Source organism: Streptomyces lincolnensis, from assembly GCF_001685355.1.
GTDB classification, from domain to species: domain Bacteria; phylum Actinomycetota; class Actinomycetes; order Streptomycetales; family Streptomycetaceae; genus Streptomyces; species Streptomyces lincolnensis.
The window spans coordinates 1,180,311-1,202,235 of sequence record NZ_CP016438.1 but is presented as its reverse complement, the minus strand read 5'-3'; the positions used below and the strand labels follow the sequence as shown (position 1 = coordinate 1,202,235).

The 21,925-nt window shown below is 71.3% G+C and carries 19 protein-coding genes and 2 pseudogenes; 12 read left to right on the top strand and 9 right to left on the bottom strand.

Going from position 1 to position 21,925, the window contains the following annotated elements; all coding sequences use genetic code 11:
* Window positions 1–46: 46 nt before the first annotated feature.
* Complete coding sequence (locus SLINC_RS05320) at window positions 47–559, bottom strand: hypothetical protein (protein ID WP_067427420.1); 513 nt, start codon at window positions 557–559, stop codon at window positions 47–49.
* 154 nt (window positions 560–713) lie between these two features.
* Here SLINC_RS05320 and SLINC_RS05315 point away from each other — a divergent pair, with 154 nt between their 5' ends.
* Window positions 714–1,907: a hypothetical protein gene (locus SLINC_RS05315; protein WP_225988249.1), complete on the top strand. Its 1,194-nt coding sequence runs from the start codon at window positions 714–716 to the stop codon at window positions 1,905–1,907.
* Window positions 1,908–1,967: 60 nt separating this feature from the next.
* On the opposite strand, the gene SLINC_RS05310 is transcribed toward SLINC_RS05315, so the two are convergent.
* The 5 genes and pseudogenes from SLINC_RS05310 to SLINC_RS50380 all read right to left on the bottom strand — a co-directional run.
* Window positions 1,968–2,327, bottom strand: coding sequence for a hypothetical protein (locus SLINC_RS05310; protein ID WP_225988248.1), 360 nt, complete (start codon window positions 2,325–2,327; stop codon window positions 1,968–1,970).
* 100 nt (window positions 2,328–2,427) lie between these two features.
* On the bottom strand, window positions 2,428–2,988 hold the full coding sequence (locus SLINC_RS05305) for a dihydrofolate reductase family protein (RefSeq protein WP_067427415.1): 561 nt from the start codon (window positions 2,986–2,988) through the stop codon (window positions 2,428–2,430).
* A gap of 114 nt (window positions 2,989–3,102) precedes the next feature.
* Window positions 3,103–3,750 (bottom strand): response regulator, encoded by a 648-nt coding sequence (locus SLINC_RS05300; protein ID WP_067427414.1) that lies wholly within the window; start codon window positions 3,748–3,750, stop codon window positions 3,103–3,105.
* A pseudogene (locus SLINC_RS50385) lies at window positions 3,747–3,902 on the bottom strand (ATP-binding protein); the annotation flags it as partial. The pseudogene SLINC_RS50385 and the gene SLINC_RS05300, both read right to left, overlap by 4 nt.
* Window positions 3,903–4,415: 513 nt before the next feature.
* A pseudogene (locus SLINC_RS50380) lies at window positions 4,416–5,474 on the bottom strand (sensor histidine kinase); the annotation flags it as partial.
* 399 nt (window positions 5,475–5,873) lie between these two features.
* Here SLINC_RS50380 and SLINC_RS05290 point away from each other — a divergent pair.
* The 8 genes from SLINC_RS05290 (at window position 5,874) to SLINC_RS05255 (ending at window position 13,419) form a co-directional block, all read left to right on the top strand.
* On the top strand, window positions 5,874–6,656 hold the full coding sequence (locus SLINC_RS05290) for a class I SAM-dependent methyltransferase (RefSeq protein ID WP_067427413.1): 783 nt from the start codon (window positions 5,874–5,876) through the stop codon (window positions 6,654–6,656).
* A 167-nt stretch (window positions 6,657–6,823) separates the two neighbouring features.
* The gene (locus tag SLINC_RS05285) at window positions 6,824–7,939 is read left to right on the top strand and encodes a Gfo/Idh/MocA family protein (RefSeq protein ID WP_067427411.1); all 1,116 of its coding nucleotides are present in this window, start codon (window positions 6,824–6,826) and stop codon (window positions 7,937–7,939) included.
* Window positions 7,936–8,862 (top strand): DUF6807 domain-containing protein, encoded by a 927-nt coding sequence (locus SLINC_RS05280; protein ID WP_067427409.1) that lies wholly within the window; start codon window positions 7,936–7,938, stop codon window positions 8,860–8,862. Before SLINC_RS05285 ends, SLINC_RS05280 begins: the two co-directional genes overlap by 4 nt.
* Window positions 8,859–9,644: a cupin domain-containing protein gene (locus tag SLINC_RS05275; protein WP_067445019.1), complete on the top strand. Its 786-nt coding sequence runs from the start codon at window positions 8,859–8,861 to the stop codon at window positions 9,642–9,644. The genes SLINC_RS05280 and SLINC_RS05275 overlap by 4 nt, the downstream gene beginning before the upstream one ends.
* A gap of 94 nt (window positions 9,645–9,738) precedes the next feature.
* Entirely contained in the window at window positions 9,739–11,022 is a 1,284-nt protein-coding gene (locus SLINC_RS05270) for an ABC transporter substrate-binding protein (RefSeq protein WP_067427407.1), read from the top strand.
* Window positions 11,019–11,957, top strand: a complete 939-nt coding sequence (locus tag SLINC_RS05265) for a carbohydrate ABC transporter permease (protein ID WP_067427405.1) — start codon at window positions 11,019–11,021, stop codon at window positions 11,955–11,957. The genes SLINC_RS05270 and SLINC_RS05265 overlap by 4 nt, the downstream gene beginning before the upstream one ends.
* Window positions 11,954–12,814, top strand: a complete 861-nt coding sequence (locus tag SLINC_RS05260) for a carbohydrate ABC transporter permease (protein WP_067427403.1) — start codon at window positions 11,954–11,956, stop codon at window positions 12,812–12,814. The genes SLINC_RS05265 and SLINC_RS05260 overlap by 4 nt, the downstream gene beginning before the upstream one ends.
* A gap of 5 nt (window positions 12,815–12,819) precedes the next feature.
* Window positions 12,820–13,419, top strand: a complete 600-nt coding sequence (locus tag SLINC_RS05255; protein WP_067427401.1) for a hypothetical protein — start codon at window positions 12,820–12,822, stop codon at window positions 13,417–13,419.
* A 48-nt stretch (window positions 13,420–13,467) separates the two neighbouring features.
* Here SLINC_RS05255 and SLINC_RS05250 read toward each other — a convergent pair whose 3' ends face one another.
* Window positions 13,468–15,714 carry a heavy metal translocating P-type ATPase gene (locus SLINC_RS05250; RefSeq protein WP_067427399.1) on the bottom strand — a complete coding sequence of 749 codons (2,247 nt, stop codon included), beginning with the start codon at window positions 15,712–15,714 and terminating at the stop codon, window positions 13,468–13,470.
* A 160-nt stretch (window positions 15,715–15,874) separates the two neighbouring features.
* Between SLINC_RS05250 and SLINC_RS05245 the strand changes: the two genes are divergently transcribed.
* Together SLINC_RS05245 and entS are read left to right on the top strand one after the other, a co-directional pair.
* Window positions 15,875–16,843, top strand: a complete 969-nt coding sequence (locus SLINC_RS05245; RefSeq protein WP_067427397.1) for a hypothetical protein — start codon at window positions 15,875–15,877, stop codon at window positions 16,841–16,843.
* A gap of 86 nt (window positions 16,844–16,929) precedes the next feature.
* A complete protein-coding gene (gene entS, locus SLINC_RS05240; RefSeq protein ID WP_225988246.1) occupies window positions 16,930–18,216 on the top strand; it encodes an enterobactin transporter EntS in 1,287 nt (428 codons plus the stop codon).
* Between the two features lie 8 nt (window positions 18,217–18,224).
* Here the strand turns inward: entS and SLINC_RS05235 are convergent, their stop codons facing one another.
* Window positions 18,225–20,048: a glycoside hydrolase family 15 protein gene (locus tag SLINC_RS05235; protein ID WP_067427395.1), complete on the bottom strand. Its 1,824-nt coding sequence runs from the start codon at window positions 20,046–20,048 to the stop codon at window positions 18,225–18,227.
* Window positions 20,049–20,120: 72 nt separating this feature from the next.
* The gene (locus tag SLINC_RS05230; protein ID WP_067427393.1) at window positions 20,121–20,900 is read right to left on the bottom strand and encodes a DeoR/GlpR family DNA-binding transcription regulator; all 780 of its coding nucleotides are present in this window, start codon (window positions 20,898–20,900) and stop codon (window positions 20,121–20,123) included.
* Between the two features lie 132 nt (window positions 20,901–21,032).
* On the opposite strand from SLINC_RS05230, the gene SLINC_RS05225 reads away from it, so the two are divergent.
* A complete protein-coding gene (locus SLINC_RS05225; protein ID WP_067427391.1) occupies window positions 21,033–21,914 on the top strand; it encodes an SIS domain-containing protein in 882 nt (293 codons plus the stop codon).
* The last annotated feature ends 11 nt before the right edge of the window (window positions 21,915–21,925 follow it).

Here is a 21,925-nt window from a genome sequence, read left to right as displayed (position 1 = left end):
CCACGCGCCGTCCGAGTCGGCAAATCGCTTTCGCCTGCGCGCTCCGTCACTGGCAGCCCGCCTCGGCGTCGCTGTTCGCGAACGAGTCGACGGTGATCGAATAGCCGGCCCCGGTGGTGAGGTCGGGGCGGCTTCCGTGGCCGTCCTCCGCGAGGAGTTCGGCGGTGAGGAAGACGATCCGCAGGGCCATTTTCTCCCGCGTGTAGCAGAGGTCGTCGGACGGGGCTTCGGGGTCCGGACGCCATCCGTCCCGTGCTGCCGCCGTCCGGTAGTGCGCGGCCGCTTCGGCCCGTGTGCCGGGGAAGGCGTAGGTCCGGCCGGCGTACAGCGAGACATCGCCGCTGTCCGCCCAGCAGCCGGCGTCGACCTTCTCGAAGCCCCGGGCGACGGTCGCCCCGGCGGGCCGGGAGTCGAGGATGTCGAGCGCGCCCATCTCCTTCACCCGGTCGTCGGTTCCCTCGCAGTCCTCGGCGAGGTCCAGCAGCGCGCAGCCGGTGAGCGTTCCGGCCGCGAGCACGCTCGACAGGAGCAGGGACAGCGGGCGGGTGGTGCGTGTCATGCGTGTCGTTCGTGTCCACAACGGCACAGCGGGCTCCAGGGTTGAGGGTCGGGCGGAGGGGGCCGTCGGACACGATAGAGGTCCACCCTTCTTGACGTGCACCTGTTGGCTGTTCGGCCTACGCTGGGAAGGGATGTCTTTGCTGGAGGTCTGAATGACCAACGGGAAAGCTTTCAACGGTGCGGAAAGCCCGAGAACACCCAGAGGAAGTATCGCTCTCCTCGTTCTCGTGTGGGCGGCTTCGCTCATATTGGGTCATCGGTACGAGCCGGCCGGACGAAAGAACGTGGCTCATTCGCCGAGATTGCCCAGAAAATCCCTCAGAACTCACAGAACGGCCTGGCGTGAGCGCGCCGCCGCTCGCATTCTCTTTCTGGAACAGCAGGCGGATCGCGAGAGCTGCCGAGCGGCGGCGAACCAGGCCGAGCAGTGTGAGAGGGAGAGGACGCTTGAGGGGATCGCCCGGCAACTGGAAGAGGCCGGCAACGCCGTCTCCGCGCCGCGCCGCCCCTTCAGCGGAGCCGCGGCTCTCGAACGGACATGGGCCAATGTGCGCGGCGCCGACGTGCTCCTGCTGCGGCTGTGTTCGGACGAAGACCTGATCGGCCGGAGTACCGATGTCCTGAGCCAGGTCGAACAGCACCTTCGCCCGGCCGACCCGCTTCGGGTGCAGGCGGAAACGGTCGCGGAACGGGTGGCGGGGAACGGACCACGGCCGGGAGACCGCGCACTCCTCGTCCTCGCCCTCGGCGCCTCGTACGACGCACTCGACGCCGAATTCAGCAGAGTGCGCAGTCTCAGCATCATCCTGAGGATCGCGACCTTCTTCGTTCTCCTCGGCGCGGGTGGGCTCGCGGCCTGGGGTTGGTACTGCCCCAATTCACTGAACATGTGCTTCCTTCCCGAGGGAAAGAAATTCGCCGCGTGCCCTTCCGGAGAGATCCATCACGTGAAGGGAAATGTTGCCAGTGACTATGCACAGCAGGTCGATGTTCTCGTCATCGAGGCGGCAGGACTGGCCGGCGCGGCACTCACGGTCATAGCGTCTCTCCGCCAGATCCAGGGAACGAGCAGCCCCTACATGCTGCCGCTCGCGGCAGCCCTGCTCAAATTCCCGACGGGTGCCCTGACCGCGTTCATCGGAGTGCTGCTGATCCGGGGCGCCTTCATCCCCGGTCTGAGCGACCTCGATTCCAGTCCGCAGATCGTGGCCTGGGCCGTCATCTTCGGTGCCGGCCAGCATCTCGTGACCCGGTTCGTCGACGCCCGGGCCCGGGAGACGCTCTCGGACGTGGGACGCCCACCCGCCGAGCCGGAACCGAGCGGCGTCAGGACCCCAAGGCCCTGACGCCGGCTGGGACCGCCCGGAGGGCGGGACGCCGAGACGCCCGGACGCCGGCCGGGATGCTCAGCGCTTGGTCGGGAACAGCGCGAGCCTGGCCTTGTGGCCGGAGGCCGACTTCACCCAGATCTTCAGGTTGTTGAACTTGACCGTGCCGCCCGGGCTGGTGCTGCCGCTGAGGCTCGCCCCGCCGCTGGAGGCCGAGAACTTCACGGCCCGGGAGCTGATGTGCGTGACCTTCAGCTTCCCGAATCCGAACTTCCTGCTGTCGACCTTGATGGTCGTGGGCTTCGACACGGTGATCTCGCACCGCCCGTCGTAGCAGGGCCCCTGTCCGGCGCCGTAGGCCGTCGGCGCCATCGCACCGAACCCCAGTGCGCCCGCCATGGTCAGCGTCACGGCAGTCGTCGTGGCTCGCCGGCTCATGTGTGTACCCATCGGTTGGATCTCCTGTCGTCGTGGGGGGATTCCCGCCAGGCATGTGTAAGCCGACGCCGCCGGGACCGGTCCCCGTCATGCGGATCCGTCAGGCACGTGGGATGTCGCCACCGGTGGGCCGGTACTCGATCAGCAACACCCGGTCGTCCAGGGCTCGGTGGCCGACCGGTTCCAGGTCGGCGGAGGACACTCCCGCGAAGAACGGCTCACGGCCCGATCGCCCCACGAGAAGGGGAAACGTCATGAGCCTCAGGCGCTCCACGAGCCCAGCGTCGAGAAGCTGCCGGGCCACGGAAAGGCTTCCCATGGTGCGGAGCGGGAGGTCGCCGTCCTTCTTGAGGCGTGTGACCTCGGTGAGGAGATCACGACGGATGCGCGTGTTCGGCCAGGACGCCGTCTCCAGCGTCGTGGAGAACACGACCTTGTCCAGCTCGGTCAGCCGGCGCCAGGAAGCGTCGCGCGCCTCCTCGGCCAGAGCCGCGAGCGCCTCATAGGTGCGCCGCCCCAGGACGACCGTTTGCGGCAGGGCCGACTCGGCGGTGATCCACTCTTCCAGCTCGGGGCCGAGGTACCCGAAGTAGCCCGGCGAATTCTCGCTCCCGGCCCACCCGTCCACCGAGAGAAACACATCGACAGTCAGTGTCTGCATGGCCGTCTCCTTCGATCCGTGCGATGACCTGGGGCCTTGGGGGCCCTGGGGTCCGTACGCAGGAGACGTCGGGGCGGCACCCGGTTTCTCGACACGGCCAGGGGATCCCGGACGTCACGGCAGCAGGCGTCTCTCCTTGGCGACCGCCACCGCGCCCGACCGGGTCTCGACGCCCAACTTGCCGTAGATGCGGCCCAGATGGGTTTTGACGGTGGCCTCGCTGATGAACAGGGCGCGGGCGATCTCGCGGTTGCCGAGGCCGTGTGCGAGCTGTTGGAGGATGTCCTGCTCGCGGGGGGAGAGGGCGGGGCTCGGGCTGCGCAGCCGGGTCAGCAGGCGGTCGGCGACCGGGGCGGAGAGGGCGGTGCGGCCGGCCGCGGCGTCGCGGATCGCGGTGAAGAGTTCGTCGGGGCGTTCGGCCTTGAGGAGATATCCGGTGGCGCCCGCCTCGATGGCACGCGTGATGTCGGCGTCGGTGTCGAACATGGTGAGCACCAGGACCCGGGGGCCCGCCTCCCCGCTGGAGGTGAGGTGCCGGGTGGCCGTCACCCCGTCCATACGGCCGTCGAGCTGGAGATCCATCAGGACGACGTCGGGGCGCAGGCTCGCCGCCATCGCGAGCGCCTCCTCACCGGTCGCCGCCTCCCCGACCACGTCGATGCCCTCCTCGCTCGACAACAGGGCCCGCAGACCCGCGCGCACCACGGCATGGTCGTCGCACAGCAGCAGCCGCACGGGCGGTGCGGGGAACGACGTACTCACAGGGCGGCCTCCTCGACCGGGACGGACGGCAAGGGTGCCAGGGGGACGGCCACCGACACGACGGTGCCCTCACCCGGCGTGGACTCCACGGTCATCACACCGCCCAACTGCCGGGCCCGGATCCGCATGGCCGGCAGCCCATGCCCACGCGCACCGTCCGCGCGCCCGACCGGCCGACCGCTCGCCGCGCTTGCCGCGTCCGGTTCGTCCGACGGTCTTCCTGTCGCTTGGCTGGCCGCTGGCGCGGTGGTTGTGGGGTGCTCGGTCGCTTGCGCACTGGTCGGTTCGTGCGCCGGGTTTGGCGCTGTCGGCTCGTCCGACGGATTCCCGCTGGTCTGGCTGTCGGCCAGTGCTCCTGTTGTGGAGTCGTCCACCGCTTCCGCGCCGGCCGGTTCGTGCGCCGGGCTTCCCGCCTCCTGCCAGTCCGACCGGTCTCCTGCCTCCCGCCCGTCCGCGGACGCCCCGCTCGCGCGCCCGTCTGCCAGCGCCTTGCTCGCGCGCGCCGTCACCGTTTCCCCGCTCGCCGGATCGAGTTCAGGCCACCCAGCCGCCCCGCCGATTACCGGTTGCGCAGCCTCCCGGGGGTCCACCGGTTCCCCAGAGACGGACGACCTGGCCTCGGCCGACCGGTCCCCTCCGCCCCCTTCACCCACCCGTACGCACACGTCGAACCCCCGCCCATTGTCCGCGACGTCCAGCGACACCTGATCGTCCAGAAACGTCAGCGTCACCGCCGCGCGGGTGGCCGCGGCATGTTCGCGGATGTTGGCCAGGGCCCCCTGGGCGATGCGCAGGAGGGCCGCCTCGACCCGTTCCGGCAGTCGGCCCGGGTCCGGTTCGCCGTCGAGGCGGAACTCCACGGTCAGTCCGGGACCGCTCTCCCGATGGGCGAGGACGGTGAGCGCGTCCGGCAGGGACTGGTCGCTCAGGTCGGCCGGAGCCAGGTCGTGGACGAAGCGCCGGGCCTCGACCAGGTTGCGGGAGGTGATCTCGGCCGCCTTGCCGAGGTGCTCACGGGCCGCGTCCGGGTCCGCGTCCCAGACCCGTTCGGCGGCCTGGAGCAGCATCCGCTGGCTGGACAGGCCCTGCGCGAGCGTGTCGTGGATCTCCGTGGCCAGCCGCTGGCGCTCCGCGAGGACACCCGCCCGCCGCCCGGTCGCCGCGAGCTCATGACGGGTGCGCACCAGGTCCTCGATCAGGACGCGCTGCCGCACACCCTGCCGCTGGAGATGGACCAGTACGGCGGTGGCGACCGCGGCGACGGCCGGTGGGGCGACGACCATGTTCGGGTTGAGCGCACCGTCGGCCACCCGGATCTCGGACACGACGACGAGCACAGTGAGTACGGCCGCCACCGGCACCGCGATCCTCGGCGGCAGCGCGTGCAGACCAGCGAACAGCAGGGGCATCGCACACCAGGTGGCGCTCGGCGCGAGGACCAGGAGGGCGACCCAGACGGCGGTGACCGACCCCAGCCAGACCAGATGTCGCGCGGTGGGCGCGGCGCCGGGGCGCGGGGGCGGTGCCAGGAGACTCCCGAGGACGTAGAGCAGGCAGAAGACGGCGAACAGCGCCACCACCCACTCCGTGAGCGCCCCGCCCCCCTGGTCGCGGGTCAGGAAGCGCGCGAAGGAGGAGCCGAGCAGCAGGAAGAAAGCGCCGTGCACGGTCACGGCCAGCCAGCGCTCGTCCGGATCGGCATGCCTGCCCAACCCGCGCTCCATCCCGTGCCCGCCCCCGTGCCCCGCGCCGTGCTCCATCCCGCGCTCCGCCCCGTCTGCCATCCAGTGCCCCGTCTCGCGTTCCGTCCATCCCCCACCCCTCGTGTCTAACGCGTCCCCCGCACCCTCGCATCAACCGATCGGCCGACCCGCCCGTCGCCCGAACCGCCCGCGGAGCGAAGCCGGTTGACCGAGCCGCCCCCGCCGCTCCCACACCGAGGCTGGCAGCACCACACCTCGCACCGCAGGCCCGCCCCACGGCAACCGTCCCCACCTCAGGGGCACGGGGAACTGCGCGACCAGCCACAACGAACCCGCAGCCGCCATACGACCTCACCCGGCACCCCCAGATGGCGAAACCCGCACGCCCGCCCTACCAGAAATCCAGGAGGAACCCACGCCATGCCCGCCAAGAACCTCACCACCAACCGCGCCGCCCTCCACCACCGCATCGCCTACGCCCTGCGCCACCCCGACCGCGTACCCCGCCACCTGGCCCGCGCCGCCCGGGACATGTGGCTCGGTCACCGTCACCCCGACCACATCTCCTACTACCGGGCGGTGATGCGCTCGGACACCAGGACCGACCCGGACGCGGCGGTCGGCAGCCGCGACCGGGAGCGGTGGCTGGCGTTGGGGGCGATGCAGTTCGACTACCTGCTCGGGCACGGACTGCGCCCGGAGCACCGCATGCTGGAGATCGGCTGCGGCAACCTCCGGGCCGGCTGGCGGTTCATCCGGCACCTGGAGCCCGGTCACTACTACGGCATCGACATCTCGCCCGACATCCTCGTCGCCGCGCAGGACACCATCGGGGAGATGGGCCTCCAGCAGCGGCTGCCGACGCTCACCCCGGTACGCGACCTGACGCTGCGCTTCCTGCCCGACGCGCACTTCGACGTCGTCCACGCGCACAGCGTCTTCTCGCACTCGCCGCTGACGGTCATCGAGGAGTGCCTGGCCCACGTCGGCCGGGTGCTCGCGCCGGGCGGCTGGTTCGACTTCACGTTCGACCGCACCGAGGGGGAGGAGCACCACGTGCTGCGGGAGGACTTCTACTACCGCACCGAGACCCTCGTGGCGCTGGCCGGGAAGCATGGGCTGCGGGCCCGGTTCATGGACGACTGGGAGAGGCTGCCGCACGGCCAGTCCAAGATCCGTGTCACCCGCGCGGAGGGCGCCTGACCGCCCCGGACCTCGGGCTTCTGCGGTGTGGGGATCCGGTGGCCGGGCGGGCAATGCTTTCCAATGATCATTGCAGGGGGGTTGTTCGGACATTCTCCGGCGCCTAGGGTCGACCCCTGAAGAGCAAGCGCTTTCTTCACGTCTGTCGGCCGTCCCAGGAGAACCGCATGCCCCCGCTCGCAGCCCGCCGCCGCGTGGCCGTCGTCGGTACTGGCGCCATTGTCGGCGGCAGCCATCTGCCCGCGCTCAGAGCCCACTCCGACCGGGTGGAGCTGGTCGCCGCCGTCGACGTGGACACCGACCGGCTCGACGCCTTCCGGGAACTGGCGGGCGGGGAGATCGCCGGTTACACGGCGATGGACGAGATGCTGGACGCCGTGCGCCCCGACCTGGTCCTCATCGGCACCCCGCCGTCCCTGCACCGTCAGCAGACGGTGGACGCGCTGAAGGCGGGCGCCTGGGTGCTGTGCGAGAAGCCGCTGACCCTCTCGCTCGCCGAGTACGACGAGATCGCGGCCGCCGAGGAGGCCTCGGGCGCCTACGCCGCCGTGGTCTTCCAGCACCGCTACGGCTCCGGCGCCGTCCACGCCCGCGAGCTGATCGCCCGCGGCGAGCTGGGCGCTCCCCGGGTCGCGCACTGCCAGACCACCTGGTACCGCGACGCCGCCTACTACGCCGTACCGTGGCGCGGGAAGTGGGCCACCGAGGGCGGCGGGCCGACGATGGGCCACGGCATCCACCAGTTCGACCTGCTGCTGCACCTGCTCGGCCCGTGGACGGAGATCCGGGCCATGGCCGCGCGGCTGGTCCACGACACCGAGAGCGAGGACGTCTCGACGGCCCTGGTCCGCTTCGAGAACGGCGCCCTCGCCACCGTCGTCAACAGCGTCCTGTCCCCGGACGAGGTCAGCCGCATCCGTATCGACTGCGCGGACGCGACCGTCGAGCTCACCCACCTGTACGGCCACCGCAACGAGGACTGGGTCTACACGCCTGCCCCCCACGTCGACGCCGCACGCGCCGACGCCTGGCGCACCCCCGCCTCGGACGTGCCCAGCTCGCACACGGCACAGCTCGGTGCTCTGCTCGATGCGTACGACAACGGTGTCAGGCCGCCGACCAGTGGCCGTGAGGCCCGCGCCACGCTGGAGTTCGCGGCCGCGCTCTACAAGGCGGCGTTCACCGGCAACCCGGTGCACGCGGGCGAGATCGGCCCCGGCGACCCCTTCTACCCGGCCATGCACGGAGACCACCCCCACTGGGCCCCCAAGGAGCGCGCATGAGCATCCGCGTCAGCCACGTCCACGGCGAGCACATCGCGGTCGAGGCCCCGGACGGCACCGAGATCCTCCGCTACGTCTACCGCCCCGACCCCGAGGCCTTCGAGGCCCAGAAGCCTTACGCCCACCCGGTGCGGACCCTCGCCGGGCGCACGGTGACCGGCTACCGCCCGAACGACCACCGCTGGCACAAGGGCCTCCAGATGACGGCGAGTCATCTGTCCGGCCAGAACTTCTGGGGCGGCAACTGCTACGTGCACGGCCAGGGCTATCTGCCGCTGCCCGAACGCGTCGGCTCGATGCGGCACGACGGCTTCCCGGTGTTCGCCGTGGAGGACGACCGGCTCACCTTCGCCGAGGAACTCACCTGGGTGGAGAACGGCGGCGCACCGTGGGCGAGCGAGCTGCGCGGCATCACCGTCCACTCGGTGGACGACGAGGCCGGCGCCTGGGCCCTGGACTGGACGATCAAGCTCACCAACGTCCGCGACGAGCCCCTGGTCTTCGGCTCCCCGACCACCGCGGGCCGGGAGATGGCCGGCTACACGGGCCTCCAGTGGCGCGGCCCCCGCGACTTCACCGGCGGTACCGTCTTCGCCCCGGACTCCGACGGGGACGTCGACAAGCTGATGGGCAGCCAGGGCCCCTGGCTGGCCTTCACCACCGAGCACGACGACGTCGACGGCCACTCCACGATCGTCTTCGCGCACGCTCCGGAGAACCTCGACGGGAACAGCGCGATCCACGAGTCGCACTGGTTCGTGCGCTCCGAGCCCTTCCCGACGGTCGCGTTCTCCTGGGCGTTCTTCGAGGAGTTCGAGCTGCCGCCTGGGGAGTCCTTCGAGTACCGCTACCGGGTGGTCTTCGCCGACGGGGCCTGGGACACCGACCGCGTCGACGCGCACCTGAAGGGCCTGCCGTGGTGAGCGCGGGGCCCGGGGCCGGGCGGACCACCGACCCCAAGCCCGCCCTCCCGCACCCCCTGCCCGGCGCCATCGGCCTGTCCCACCTGAGCGCCTACGACTGGGAGGCCGCCGACGGCGTGTGCGGCGGCAGCCCGCATCTGCATCTGGTGTGCACCGAGGCGTACGTCGTCACCGGCGGCCGGGGCGCGGTGCAGACGCTGAGCCCCGACGGCTACCGGGACATCCCCCTGGAGGCGGGCTCCGTCGCCTGGTTCACCCCGGGCACCGTGCACCGCATGGTGCAGGGCGGCGACCTGCGGATCACCGTGCTGATGCAGAACAGCGGGCTGCCGGAGGCGGGAGACGCCGTCTTCACCTTCCCGCCCGAGATCCTCGCCGACCCCGAGCGGTACGCGGCGGCCGCCGCCCTGCCCCCGGGCACCGGCGAGGACACCGCGGCGGCGGCCCGGCGCCGCAGGGACCTCGCCGTCCAGGGCTATCTCGCCCTGCGCGAGTCCCTCGTCGCCGGGGACAACGGTCCCTACCGGGAGTTCCAGCGTGCCGCCGCCCGGCTGGTGCGCGCCAAGGTGCCGAACTGGCGCGAGCTGTGGCGGGCCGGCGCGCTGGCCACCGCCGAACGCACCGGCGCCCAGCTGGACGCGCTGGCCGACGGCGAACCGGCCTACCTCGACGAGGCGACCGCCCACGAAACCGCGCCCACAAGGCTCGGCGGCTTCGGGATGTGCGGCCGACGCGACGAGTACAACCTGCCGGGCACGACACTGCCGTACGGCGGCGAGTAGCGGCAGGCCCCCAACAGGGGGCCGCTGAAGGGGAGATCACGGGGAGTCCAGGGGGGACAACAGAAGGTCCGAGGAGAGAAGAGGTGACCTCGGCATGCCCGGACACAGGACAAAGGGGTTCTGCGCGTCGGCCGTCGCACTGGTGCTCTGTGCGGTGTTGGCCGGCTGCGGGGGATCCGGGGAGTCGGTGGGCGGCGGCAAGGTCGTGCTCCGCTACACGTGGTGGGGCAACCCCGACCGCGCGGAACGCACCGAGCAGGCCGTCGCGCTGTTCGAGAAACAGCACCCGGACATACGGGTGCAGACCTCGTTCTCCGGTTACGACGCCTACAAACAGAAACTCGCCGTCCAGGCCTCGGGCGGCGACGCCCCCGACGTGATGCAGCTGGACTACCGCCAGATCGACCAATACGCCTCCGGCGGCGTCCTGTTCGACCTGTCCCAGCAGAAGACTGTCCTGCGCACCTCCGAGATCGATGCCGGACTGCTCGACACGGGCCGCGTGGACGGCGTCCAGTACGCGGTCCCGCAGGGCCGGGGCACCGAGACCGTCGTCTACGACGTCAAGGCATGGAAGGACTCCGGCGTACCGCTCCCGACGCAGGGGTGGACCTGGGACGACTGGGCCGAGGCCATGCGCGCCCTGAAGGAGAGGACCGGAAAGCCCGGCGCCACCGACCCCGGCTGGAGCGAGGACAGCTTCGAGGTCTGGCTGCGCGGACAGGGCAAGTCCCTCTACACCGAGGACGGCCAACTGGGCTTCACCGCCGACGACCTCACCCGGTGGTGGACCTTCACCGACAAGCTCCGCCGTGAGGGGGCCGTCTCCTCGGCCGAGCAGACCACCCAGGTCGACGGCACCGTGGAGAACACTCCCCTCGGCCGGGGAACGGCCCTCAGCGACACCAACTGGGACGCCCCGTCCAGCGGTTACCTCGCCATCGTCGCGAGCGGCGTCGCACTGGCTCCGATGCCCTCCAACGAGGACGGCACACCCGGCCAGTACTTCAAGCCGTCGATGTTCCTGGGCGTGGGCGCGAGCACCAGCCATCCGAAGGCGGCGGCGCAGCTCATCGACTTCCTGATCAACGACGACGAGGCGGCGAAGATCCTCGGCGCCACCCGTGGCATCCCCGTCAACGAGACCATCCGCAAGGAGACCGCGCCGCTCCTGAAGGACTTCGACAGGACCATCTCTGACTACCAGGCGTCCCTGGAAGGGAAGTTGAAGGATCCGCCGCAGGCCCCGCCCTCCGGCGACAACGCCCTCCAGACCACTTTCCAGCGCGACTACGACCAGGTGTCCTACGAGCGCATGTCGCCCCGTGAGGCGGCCGAGAACTACGTCACCGAGGCGAAGGCGGAGCTGAGGTCATGACCACCACCGCGATCCCCGCCGAGTCCCAGCGCGCCACGCCCCCCGCACCGAAGCGCCGGCCCAAACGCGAACGCGAGGGCGCCGCCTGGGTGTTCCTGTCCCCGTGGGTCCTCGGAGCCGTCGTCCTCACCCTGCTCCCGATGGCCGTGTCGCTCTACCTCTCCTTCACCGACTACAACCTCTTCGACCCGCCCCGCTGGGTCGGCCTGCGCAACTACACGCAGATGTTCACCGAGGACCCGCGGTACTGGCGCTCGGTCGTGACGACGTTGACGTACGTCGTCATCGCCGTGCCCCTCCAGCTGGCGCTCGCGCTCGTCGTCGCGCTCGCCCTGAAGTCGATGAAGCACGGCAAGGCCTTCTACCGCTCCGCGTTCTACGCCCCTTCGCTGCTCGGCGCCTCCATGTCCATCGCCCTGGTCTGGCGGGCCGTCTTCAACGACGGCGGCACGGTGGACAACCTGCTCGGCACCGGCGGCTGGGTCAACAAACCCGGCTGGGCGCTGCTGGCCGTGGCGCTGCTGACGGTGTGGCAGTTCGGCGCCCCGATGGTCATCTTCCTCGCGGGCCTGCAACAGATACCCGCCGAGCTCTACGAGGCGGCGGCCGTCGACGGGGCCGGGAAGTGGCGGCAGTTCCTGTCCGTCACCGTGCCGATGCTGTCCCCGGTGCTGTTCTTCAACCTGGTGCTCCAGACCATCCAGGCCTTCCAGGTCTTCACACCCGCCTTCGCGATCAGCGCCGGCAAGGGCGGCCCCGCCGACTCCACCCTCGTCTACACCATGTACCTCTACGACCGCGGCTTCGTCGCCTCCCACATGGGCTACGCCTCCGCCATGGCCTGGGTGCTGCTGCTGGTCATCGGCATCGTCACGGTGGTGCTGTTCCGCACCTCGCGTTCCTGGGTCTTCTACGCGTCCGAGGGGGACCGATGACCGCAACCGCCGTCACCCGTAAGCCGGTTCGCTGGGGCCGGATCGCTCTCCACCTCGGCTGCCTGGCCGCCCTGCTGGTCATGCTCTATCCGCTGGCCTGGCTGCTGGCGACCTCGCTGAAGCCCGCCGACGAGGTCATCGCCAGCCTCGACCTGCTGCCCAGGCACCTGGAGTGGTCCAACTACGAGACCGCCTTCGAGGGCGTCAACGACGTCTCCATCTGGCGGCTGCTGTCCAACTCGCTGATCATCGCGGGCGGCGCGGTCATCGGCAACGTCATCAGCTGCTCGCTCGCCGCCTACGCCTTCGCCCGGCTGCGTTTCAGGTTCCGCGGGCCGCTGTTCGCCTTCATGATCGCGACGATCATGCTGCCGCACCACGCGGTGCTGATCCCGCAGTACATCATCTTCAACCAGCTGGGCCTGGTGAACACCTACTGGCCGCTGATCCTGCCGAAGTTCCTCGCCACCGAGGCGTTCTTCGTCTTCCTCATCGTGCAGTTCATGCGCGGTCTGCCGCGCGAGCTGGAGGAGGCCGCCCGCATCGACGGCTGCGGGCCCTTCCGCAGCTTCTTCCAGATCGTGCTGCCGCTCACCCGGCCCGCGCTGATCACCACGGCGATCTTCACCTTCATCTGGACCTGGAACGACTTCTTCACCCAGCTGATCTACCTCTTCGACCCGGACAAGTTCACGCTGACGCTCGCGCTGCGGTCGTTCGTGGACGCGTCCAGCACGTCGGCGTTCGGCCCGATGTTCGCCATGTCGGTGATCGCGCTGCTGCCGATCGTGCTGTTCTTCCTGGCCTTCCAGCGGTTCCTGGTGGAGGGCATGGCCAGCTCCGGACTGAAGGGGTGAGCGGCATGCGTTCCGTCTCCTCACGTGAACCCGGCGAGGTCTTCGGCCCCCGGATGACCCTGTTCGCCGACATGCTGAGCGTCGGCCTGGCGACGGCCGTGGTCTGTCTGCCGGTGGTGACGATCCCGGCCGCCCTGTCCACCGCGTGCGCGGTCCTGCGGGGCGCGGGGGAGGGGCAACCCGCCACCGCGGGGCGGTACTTCGCGGTGCTACGGCGGCGGCTGCGGCCCGGTGACCTCGCGGCGGGCGCCGTGGCCCTGGCAGGTGCGCTGCTGTTCGTGGCGGACCTGGCGCTGGCCCGGGCCGGGCTGCCGGGGGCGCCGCTGTTCGCGGTGGTGGCCGCCGCGATCGGCATGGCCGCCCTGGTGGTGGGCCTGAGGGCGTGTGCCCGTCCAGAGTCGCTCACCGACTGGCCGGCCGCCGTGCGCGGGGCCGCCCTGGACGCCGTACGCGATGTCGGCGGGAGCGCTCTGGTGCTGCTCGCGGTGGCCACGGCCGTGCTGTGCGCCTGGATGATGGTGCCGCTGGCGTTCCTCGCTCCCGGGCCGTTGGCGCTGGCGCTGACGGCCGTGCATGTCCGGCGTACGGTCATGTCCCAGAGCTGACGAAGGGGGCGCCGCGGGTGCGGCGCCCCCTTTTCGTGGCCGGGAGGGTCAGTTCGCGGCCCGGAACGAGCGCAGCCGCAGTGAGTTGCCCACCACGAACACCGACGAGAACGCCATCGCCGCCCCGGCGAGCATCGGGTTGAGCAGCCCGGCCGCGGCGAGCGGCAGGGCGGCCACGTTGTAGGCGAAGGCCCAGAACAGGTTGGACCGGATGGTCCCGAGGGTCCGGCGGGCGAGCCGGATGGCGTCGGCCGCGGCCCGCAGGTCACCGCGGACCAGGGTCAGGTCGCCCGCCTCGATCGCGGCGTCCGTGCCGGTGCCCATGGCGAGCCCGAGGTCGGCCTGGGCGAGGGCGGCCGCGTCGTTGACGCCGTCGCCGACCATCGCGACCGAACGGCCCTCGTCCTGAAGCCGCTTGACGACGTCGACCTTGTCCTGCGGCAGCACCTCGGCGATCACGTGCTCGGGCGCGATGCCGACCTCGCGGGCGACGGACCGGGCCACGGCCTCGTTGTCACCGGTCAGCAGGATCGGGGTCAGACCCAGGTCGCGCAGCCGGCGGATCGCCTCCGGGCTGGTCTCCTTCACCGCGTCGGCGACCTCCAGCACCGCCCGGACCTCACCGTCCCAGGCGACCGAGACGGCCGTACGACCGGTCCGCTCGGCCTCCGCCGCGGCCCCCGCGAGGTCCTCGGGCAGCGCCATCGCCCAGTCGGCCAGCAGCCGCTGACGTCCGACGAGGACCGCGTGACCGTCGACGACGCCCTGCACGCCGAGCCCGGGCACGTTGGCGAAGTCCTCCGGCGTGGGCAGGGAGCCCAGCTTCGCCAGGGCGCCCTCGGCGACCGCGCGGGCGATCGGGTGCTCGGAGGAGTGCTCCAGCGCGCCGGCCAGGCGCAGCACCTCGGCCTCGTCGGTGCCGTGGGTGGTGTGCACGGCCAGCAGGGTCATGCGGCCGGTGGTGACGGTGCCGGTCTTGTCGAGGACGACGGTGTCGACCTTGCGCGTCGACTCCAGCACCTCGGGACCCTTGATCAGGATCCCGAGCTGGGCGCCCCGCCCGGTGCCGACCAGTAGCGCGGTCGGCGTGGCCAGGCCCAGGGCGCACGGGCAGGCGATGATCAGGACGGCGACGGCGGCGGTGAACGCGGCCGTCGGTCCCGCGCTGTTGCCGAGCCAGAAGCCGAGGGTGCCGAGCGCGAGCGCGATGACGATCGGCACGAACACCCCGGAGATCCGGTCGGCGAGCCGCTGGGCCGCGGCCTTTCCGCTCTGTGCGTCCTCGACCAGCTTGGCCATCCGGGCCAGCTGGGTGTCGCCGCCGACCCGGGTCGCCTCGACCACGAGCCGGCCGCCCGCGTTGACCGTCGCGCCGGTGACCGCGTCGCCGACGCGCACCTCCACCGGCACCGACTCGCCGGTCAGCATCGAGGCGTCCACGGCGGAGGAGCCCTCGGTGACCGTGCCGTCGGTGGCGATCTTCTCCCCGGGGCGGACCAGGAACCGGTCGCCCACCTTCAGGTCCGCCACGGGCACCGTCTGCTCGCCGCCGTCGGGCCGCAGCACGGTGACGTCCTTGGCCCCCAGCTCCAGCAGCGCCCTGAGCGCGGCGCCCGCCTTGCGCTTGGAGCGGGCCTCGAAGTAGCGCCCCGCCAGGATGAAGGCGGTGACCCCGGCGGCGGCTTCCAGGTAGAGGTTCCCGGAGCCGTCGCCGCGGGCGATGGTCAGCTCGAAGGGATGGGTCATCCCGGGTGTGCCCGCGGTGCCGAAGAACAGTGCCCACAGCGACCACAGGAACGCTGCGGAGGTGCCCAGCGAGATCAGGGTGTCCATGGTGGCCGCGCCGTGCCGGGCGTTGGTGAACGCGGCCTTGTGGAACGGCCATCCGGCGTACGTCACCACGGGCGCCGCCAGCGTCAGCGACAGCCACTGCCAGTACTCGAACTGGAGGGCGGGGATCATCGCCATGGCGATGACGGGCACCGCCAGCACCACCGCGGTGATCAGCCGCTCCCGCCGGGGCCGCAGTTCGTCGTCCCGGGGTGGGGCGTCCGGGCTTTCGGGCTCGGGGGGTGCCGGCTCCTGCGCGGTGTACCCGGTCTTCTCGACCGTGTCGATCAGATCCCGCACCGACACGTCACCGGCGTGGCTGACCCGTGCCTTCTCGGTGGCGTAGTTGACCGTCGCGATGACCCCGTCCATGCGGTTGAGCTTCTTCTCGATGCGTGCCGCGCAGGAGGCGCAGGTCATCCCGCCGATGACGAGTTCGGTCTCGGTGCCCGCGGTGGTGGTCATCGCTGCTCCTCTGGGATACGGGGGAGGGGTATTGTGGAACCGCGTCCTCAGGTATACCCCTACAGGGTATTCTAAGCAAGTAATCCACCGGGTTGACTTCATACCCCCCAGGGGTATGGTGAAGTGCATACGAGGCCCCATCGAACCGGAGGAGTCGGCCATGCACACCGGACTGAAGATCACCGCATTCGCCGCCGCACTGGCCGCCACGTTCGGCACCGCCTACGGAGTGGGCCAGGGCATCGGCCCCGTCGTCGACGAGAAGACGCCCCCGCGCCACGACACCCACACCGAGGCCGAGGAGAAGGATGGCGGCGGCACCGGGCACGCGACCGAGCCGGCCGGCGGACTCCAGATCTCCGAGGGCGGCTACACCCTGGACCTGAGGACCCCGAGCGTCACGGCCGGGGACCGCGCGGAGCTGCGCTTCGTCATCCGCGACGACAAGGGCCGCGCGGTCACCTCCTACCGGCGCGAGCACGAGAAGGAACTCCACCTCATCGTCGCCTCGCGCGACCTGGTCACTTACCGTCATCTGCATCCCACCCGGGCCGCCGACGGCACCTGGAGCATCCCCGTCAACCTGCCCCGCGCGGGCGGCTACCGCGTCTTCGCCGACTTCACCCCGGCGCAGAAGAACGCCGAGAACCTCACCCTCGGCGCCGACCTGGCCGCCGCCGGCCCCTACGAGCCGCAGCGCCTGCCCGCACCCGGCGCCACCGTGAAGATCAACGGCTACGAGGTCCGGCTGGACGGAGCCCTGCGCCCCGGTACGGCCGAGGAGCTGGGGCTCAAGGTCTCCCGCAACGGCAGGCCCGTCACTGACCTCCAGCCCTACCTGGGCGCCTACGGCCACCTGGTCGCCCTGCGCTCCGGCGACCTCGCCTACCTCCACGTCCACCCCAACGGCGAACCCGGCGACGGCACGACCAGGCCCGGCCCGGACATCTCGTTCACCGCCACGGCTCCGAGCAGCGGCAGTTACCGGCTCTTCCTCGACTTCAAGCACGCCGGTGAGGTCCACACCGCGGCCTTCACCGTCCGCGCCGGGACCGCGGCGGCCGCGGAGCCCTCGGCCGCGGAGACCCGGCCGGAGGCCCACGAGTCGACGGGCGCGCACGGTCACTGATCGACGCAGACTCCCGATCCTCCTGCTTGTTAGGTAAGGCTTGCCTATTATGTGATCCGGGTCCAAACCTGAAGCAGGGGGTCGGAGTGCGGCTGGGAGAGATGGTCGTCGACGTGGCGCCGCTGCGGTCGAGCAGGAACTTCCGGCTGGTGTTCGCCACCCAGACGATCTCGATGGTCGGCACCCATCTCACCTCGGTCGCGGCGAGCATCCAGGTCTACGCCCTGACCGGCTCCTCGGTCCAGGTGGGCCTGATGAGCCTGGTCCTGGGACTCGCCCTGCTGGTCGGACTGATCGCGGGCGGGCTGCTCGCCGACCGGGTCGACCGGCGCCGGATCGTGCTCGTCACCCGGGCCGCCACGGCCGTCGTCATCGCGGGACTGGCGGTGAACGCGGCGCTGCCGGAGCCCCGGGTGTGGTTCGTCTTCCTCGCGGCCGTCCTCGCCGGCGGCGTCAACGGGCTCGGCGCACCGGCCCTGATGGCCGCCACACCGCACCTGGTGCAGCCCGGGCAGGTGGCCGCCGCGGGCGCGTTGACCACGCTCACCGCCCAGCTCGGCGCCATGGCCGGACCCTCGCTCGCCGGTCTCCTCGCCGCCGGCCCGGGCGTCGCGATCTGCTTCGCCATCGACGCGGCCGTGTACGTCGTGGGCCTCGCCCTGCTCGCCCCGCTGCCCGCCCTGCCCCCCGACGGCTCGCACGGGGCACAGCGCCCCCTGCACGCGATGGCCGAGGGCCTGCGCTTCGTCCGCGGCAACCCGGTGGTCGGCGGGCTGCTGCTGATCGACGTCTGCGCCATGGTCTTCGCGATGCCGTACGCGCTCTTCCCCGAGCTGGGCACCGAGCACTTCGGCTCAGGTCCCTCCACCGTCGGCCTGCTCTACACCGCTCCCGCGGTCGGCGCTTTCCTCGGCGCGCTGAGCAGCGGCTGGACGGGCCGGGTGCACCACACCGGACGGGCCCTGATCGGCGCCGTCGCCCTGTGGGGACTGGCCGTCACCTGCTTCGGCCTCAGTCCCGACCTGTGGCTCGCGCTGCTCTTCCTCGCCCTGGCCGGCCTCGGTGACACCGCCTCGGAGATCCTGCGCCGCGCCCTGCTCCAGCACCACACCCCCGACCGCCTCCAGGGCCGCGTCGGCAGCCTCTGGCTCGCGCAGGCCACCGCCGGGCCCTCGGTGGGCAACCTCGAAGCGGGCCTGGTGGCGCGGGCGTTGGGCTCGTCGGCCGGTGCCGCCGTCGTCGGGGGAGTGGTGTGCCTGGCCGGGGTGGCGGCGGTGGCCCTGGCCGTGCCCGGTCTGCGCCGGGCCACCCTGCAAGGTCCCCCGGGCGCCTCGGAGCCCACGGCGGCGAAGGCGTCGCCGGCGGCCGACTGACCGGGCCCTCAGCCCAGGGCCCGGTCCAGGTTGAACGCGGCGCTGATCAGGGCGAGATGGGTGAACGCCTGCGGGAAGTTGCCCTGTTGTTCACCGGTGTGGCTGATCTCCTCGGCGTACAGGCCCAGATGGTTGGCGTAGGTGAGCATCTTCTCGAAGGCGAGCCGGGCCTCGTCGATCCGCCCGGCGTGGACCATGGCCTCGACATACCAGAACGAGCAGATGGAGAACGTGCCCTCGTCGCCGCGCAGTCCGTCGGGGCTGGCCACCGGGTCGTAGCGGTAGACCAGGGAGTCGGACACCAGGTCCTGGGTGAGCGCGTCCAGTGTGGACAGCCACTTGGGGTCGGTGGGGGCGATGAACTTCGTCAGCGGCATCATCAGCACGGCCGCGTCCAGCACGTCGCCGTCCTCGTGCTGCACGAACGCCTGCCGCTCCTCGGACCAGCCGCGGCTGTGGATGCGCCGGTAGATGGTGTCGCGCGTGGCCTGCCAGCGGGCCAGGTCGGCGGGCAGTCCGCGCCGGGTGGCCATGCGGATGCCCCGCTCGATCGCCACCCAGCACATCAGCCGCGAGTACAGGAAGTTCTTGCGGCCGCCGCGGGTCTCCCAGATCCCCTCGTCCGGCTGGTCCCAGTGCTCGCACACCCAGTCCACCAGCGCGCACACGTCGTCCCACTGGTCGCTGGAGATCGCCTTGGCCCACTTGTCGTAGAGGTAGATCGAGTCGATCAGCGCGCCGTAGATGTCGAGTTGGAGCTGGTCGGCGGCGGCGTTGCCGATGCGGACCGGCGCGGAGCCCTGGTGGCCCTCCAGATGGTCGAGTTCACGCTCCGTCAGATCGGTGCGGCCGTCGATGCCGTACATGATCTGGAGCGGGCCGGAGGGCTTGCCGTCGCCGGGGGCGATGTGCTGGGTGACGAAGTGCATGAACGCCTCGGCCTCGTCGGTGAAGCCGAGCCGCAGCAGCGCGTAGACGCAGAAGGCGGCGTCGCGCACCCACACGTACCGGTAGTCCCAGTTGCGTTCGCCGCCGATCTCCTCGGGCAGGCTCGTGGTCGGCGCGGCCACGATCGCGCCGGTCGGCGCGTAGGTGAGCAGCTTCAGGGTGAGCGCGGAGCGGTGCACCATCTCCCGCCAGCGGCCCCGGTACTTGGACGCCGACAGCCAGCGCCGCCAGTAGTCGACCGTGGAGTTGAACTGCTCCTCGGCCTCCGTGCGGGCACAGCGGCGGGGAGTCACCTCGCCGCCGACCTGGTCCAGCGCGAACACCGCCGACTCGCCCTCGGCGAGCTTGAAGTCGGCCCGCACGTCGAGTCCGTCGACCTCCAGCGGCACGGTCGCGGTCAGCCCCAGCGACAGTTTGGCGGACTCGAAGACGGCGACATCGCCGACCATACGGACGGTGTGGGGCAGGCTGCCGTAGTCGAAGCGCGGTGCCACGCGCGTCCGGAACGGGATCGAACCGCGCACGCACACCACGCGCCGGATCAGCCGGTGCCGCTCGGTCTCCACCACCGAGACGCCGTCCACGGGCATGAAGTCGTGCACCTCGCCGACGCCGTCCTCGGTGAAGAAGCGGGTGATCAGGACGTTCGTGTCGGGGAAGTAGAACTGCTTGGTCCGCGCCGGCACGGCCGCCGCCAGCTCGAAGGAGCCGCCCTTGTCCGCGTCCAGGATCGACGCGAAGACGCTCGGCGCGTCGAAGGAGGGACAGCAGTACCAGTCGATCGTGCCGTCGGTCCCTACCAGGGCCACGCTGCGCAGATCGCCGATCAGTCCGTGCTCGGCGATCGGCAGGTAGCCGGTGTGATCCCTCGGTGTTCCGCTCATCGCAGCCTCCCTGGATCAGCCTAGGCGGGTCCGGCGGCGGATGTCCCGGGAACGTCCCACCAAGAGCGTTCCTCAGACCGCCACGACCCGCAGCCCGGCCTCCTCGAAGCGCCGTACGGTGTCGGCGTCGGCCGCCGCGTCGGTGACCAGCGTGTCCACCACGTCCACCGGGCAGATCCGGGCGAAGGCCCGCCGGCCCAGCTTGCTGGAGTCGGCGGCGACGATCACCCGCCCGGCCCGCTCGCACAGCAGCCGGTTGATCGCGGCCTCCGCCTCGTCGTTCGCGGTGGCGCCGTCCGCCACGTCGAACCCGACCACCCCGAGCACCGCCACGTCGACGGTGATCTGGCCGAGCACGCCGTCCGCGAGCGGGCCGACGAGCTCATAGGACTGCGGACGGGCCACCCCACCGGTCAGCACGATCTTGAACTGGGGGCGTACGGCCAGCTCGTTGGCGATGTTGAGCGCGTTGGTGACGACGGTCAGCACGGGCGAACCGGAGGCCAGGTCGCTGCGGACGGCCAGGGCGCGCGCCACCTCGGTGGTGGTCGTGCCGCCGGTCAGGCCGACCGCCTCGCCGGGCGCGACGAGATCCGCCACCGCCTTGGCGATGCGCTGTTTCTCGGAGGCGTGCCGGGCCGTCTTGTAGCGCAGTGGCAGCTCGTAGGACACGCCGTGCACGACCGCGCCGCCCCGGGTGCGCACCAGCATCTGCTGCTCGGCCAGCTGGTCGAAGTCCCGGCGGATCGTCGCGGCGGACACCTCCAGGTCGGCGGCCGCCTCCTCGACGTCCAGCCGGCCCCGCTCGACGAGCAGCTCCAGCAGCGCCTTCCAGCGGGCGTCGCGCGACATCCGCACCCTCCGTTCTCCGAGCCTCTCGGCCTCCCGGCGACCCTAGCGCACGCCGTTTGGGTCGAATGCTTGATTGTGCTCGAAAGCTCGCTATATCTTGCAAGAACAATCACGATGGATGAGGGGTGCGGCATGACCCATGTCGAGGACGAGCTGGCGAGCCAGCCCGAGTGCTGGAGCCGCGCGGCGGCCGAGGCGGTGGAGCACGGCGGAGTGCTGCCGGCACCGGGGGAGCGGGTCGCGATCGTCGGCTGCGGCACCTCGTACTTCATGGCGCAGGCCGCCGCGGCGCTCCGCGAGGGATCGGGGCAGGGCGAGACGGACGCCTTCGCCGCCTCGGAGTTCCCGCTCGGCCGCGCCTACGACCGGGTCGTCGCCCTCACCCGCTCCGGCACCACCACCGAAGTGCTGGACCTGCTCGGCGAGTTGAAGGGCGGCTCCCGCACCACGGCGATCACCGCCGACCCGGACACCCCCGTCATGGACGCCGCCGACGAGGTCGTCGTCCTCGACTTCGCGGACGAGCGGTCGGTCGTACAGACCAGGTTCGCGACCACCGCCCTGACCCTGCTCCGCGCCCACCTGGGCCTGCACGACGACACCGTCGTCGCCGACGCCCGCACCGCGCTCGGCCCGGCGCTGCCCGACGGGCTCGTGGAGTGCGCGCAGTTCACCTTCCTCGGCCGCGGCTGGACGGTCGGCCTGGCCCACGAGGCCGGACTGAAGATGCGCGAGGCCAGCCTCGCCTGGACCGAGGCCTACCCGGCGATGGAGTACCGCCACGGCCCCATCAGCATCACCACCCGTGGCACCGCCACCTGGATGCTCGGCGACGCGCCCGAAGGACTCGCCGACCAGGTGCGCGCGACCGGCGGGCTGTGGGTGGCGGGCGGCCTCGACCCGCTCGCCGAACTGATCCGCGTCCAGCGGCTCGCGGTCGCCGTCGCCGCAGCCCGCGGCCTCGACCCGGACCGGCCCCGCCACCTCACCCGCTCGGTGATCCTCGCGCCCTGAACCACGGACCC

Excerpts from the sequence above, each read along its gene's own strand:
- SLINC_RS05310 (WP_225988248.1), bottom strand. The coding sequence starts at position 2,327 with ATGAGCCGGCGAGCCACGACGACTGCCGTGACGCTGACCATGGCGGGC.
- SLINC_RS05255 (WP_067427401.1), top strand. The coding sequence starts at position 12,820 with ATGCGTTCCGTCTCCTCACGTGAACCCGGCGAGGTCTTCGGCCCCCGG.
- SLINC_RS05250 (WP_067427399.1), bottom strand. The coding sequence starts at position 15,714 with ATGACCACCACCGCGGGCACCGAGACCGAACTCGTCATCGGCGGGATG.
- SLINC_RS05305 (WP_067427415.1), bottom strand. The coding sequence starts at position 2,988 with ATGCAGACACTGACTGTCGATGTGTTTCTCTCGGTGGACGGGTGGGCC.
- SLINC_RS05315 (WP_225988249.1), top strand. The coding sequence starts at position 714 with ATGACCAACGGGAAAGCTTTCAACGGTGCGGAAAGCCCGAGAACACCC.
- SLINC_RS05270 (WP_067427407.1), top strand. The coding sequence starts at position 9,739 with ATGCCCGGACACAGGACAAAGGGGTTCTGCGCGTCGGCCGTCGCACTG.
- SLINC_RS05230 (WP_067427393.1), bottom strand. The coding sequence starts at position 20,900 with ATGTCGCGCGACGCCCGCTGGAAGGCGCTGCTGGAGCTGCTCGTCGAG.
- SLINC_RS05320 (WP_067427420.1), bottom strand. The coding sequence starts at position 559 with ATGACACGCACCACCCGCCCGCTGTCCCTGCTCCTGTCGAGCGTGCTC.
- SLINC_RS05245 (WP_067427397.1), top strand. The coding sequence starts at position 15,875 with ATGCACACCGGACTGAAGATCACCGCATTCGCCGCCGCACTGGCCGCC.
- SLINC_RS05265 (WP_067427405.1), top strand. The coding sequence starts at position 11,019 with ATGACCACCACCGCGATCCCCGCCGAGTCCCAGCGCGCCACGCCCCCC.
- SLINC_RS05290 (WP_067427413.1), top strand. The coding sequence starts at position 5,874 with ATGCCCGCCAAGAACCTCACCACCAACCGCGCCGCCCTCCACCACCGC.
- SLINC_RS05280 (WP_067427409.1), top strand. The coding sequence starts at position 7,936 with ATGAGCATCCGCGTCAGCCACGTCCACGGCGAGCACATCGCGGTCGAG.
- SLINC_RS05285 (WP_067427411.1), top strand. The coding sequence starts at position 6,824 with ATGCCCCCGCTCGCAGCCCGCCGCCGCGTGGCCGTCGTCGGTACTGGC.
- SLINC_RS05235 (WP_067427395.1), bottom strand. The coding sequence starts at position 20,048 with ATGAGCGGAACACCGAGGGATCACACCGGCTACCTGCCGATCGCCGAG.
- SLINC_RS05225 (WP_067427391.1), top strand. The coding sequence starts at position 21,033 with ATGACCCATGTCGAGGACGAGCTGGCGAGCCAGCCCGAGTGCTGGAGC.
- SLINC_RS05260 (WP_067427403.1), top strand. The coding sequence starts at position 11,954 with ATGACCGCAACCGCCGTCACCCGTAAGCCGGTTCGCTGGGGCCGGATC.